The 1,000-nt window shown below is 67.7% G+C and carries 1 protein-coding gene; it reads left to right on the top strand.

Going from position 1 to position 1,000, the window contains the following annotated elements; genetic code table 11:
* Positions 1–127 precede the first annotated feature (127 nt).
* Entirely contained in the window at positions 128–958 is an 831-nt protein-coding gene (locus tag ACWEKM_RS46665; protein ID WP_451627387.1) for a transposase family protein, read from the top strand.
* The last annotated feature ends 42 nt before the right edge of the window (positions 959–1,000 follow it).

Raw genomic sequence — 1,000 nt, 5'->3', positions numbered from 1 at the left:
TGAGCTGTTGCCAGCAACGAGCCGTGGCGGTGCGTGAGTAGGGCGAGCGAGGCCGCGTGCGGACAGCAGCAAAGCCCCTGGTAGGAACAAGTCGACCAAGATCAAGTCCACGCACCAGAGGCTTCGCTTGTCGGCCAGTGTCACATACATCGCCACTCTCACCTTCGACCGGGAGACCGTCTGGTACGTCTCCGGCCTGCTGGCCGCCGAGCGTCAGCGGCGCCGCACCCGCAGCAAGACCCGGCTGCTGACCCCGTTCCGCCAGGCGGTCCTGGTGCTGCGCTGGTTCGTCGACGGCACCCGCATCACCCAACTCGCCTGCGACAACGCACTGTCGACGCGCACCTGCTACCGCTACCTGCACGAGGGGATCGACGTGCTGAAGGTACGGGCCCCCACCCTGGAACAGGCCCTGGCCGCCGCGAAGGCCGTCGGCCACGGTCATCTGCTCCTGGACGGGACTCTCATCGAGACCGACGCCTGCCACGTCCCGGGCCCCACCAAGGGCGTCGATCTGTGGTGGAGCGGAAAGCACAAGCGGCACGGCGGCAACATCCAGGTCCTGTCCTCCCCGGACGGCTTCCCGATCTGGACCTCCCAGGTCCGTCCCGGCCGCGAACACGACATGTCCGCAGCACGCACCCACGGCCTGCTCGACGCACTCGGCATGGCAGCCGCCGACGGCTGCCCGCTGATCATCACCGACACCGGCTACGAGGGCGGCCCGGCCAACTTCCGCATGCCGCACAGGAAGCCCAGGGGAGGCGAACTCACCGTGGACCAAAGGCAGTTCAACAAGGTCGTCGGTGCGATCCGGGCCATGGCAGAGAAGGCCAACGCCGACCTGAAGACCCGCTTCAAGGCCCTGCGGCACGTCAGCCTCGATCCGTGGCGGATCGGCGCCGTCGTCGCCGCGGCCCTGGCCCTATTCCACTTCGAGAAGAGCCGCACCGCATGATGTGGTCACGGAGCGCCACCGATCATTGCTGGCAACAGCTCA

Source organism: Streptomyces sp. NPDC004752, from assembly GCF_053601275.1.
This window is presented reverse-complemented; position numbering and strand designations above follow the sequence as displayed.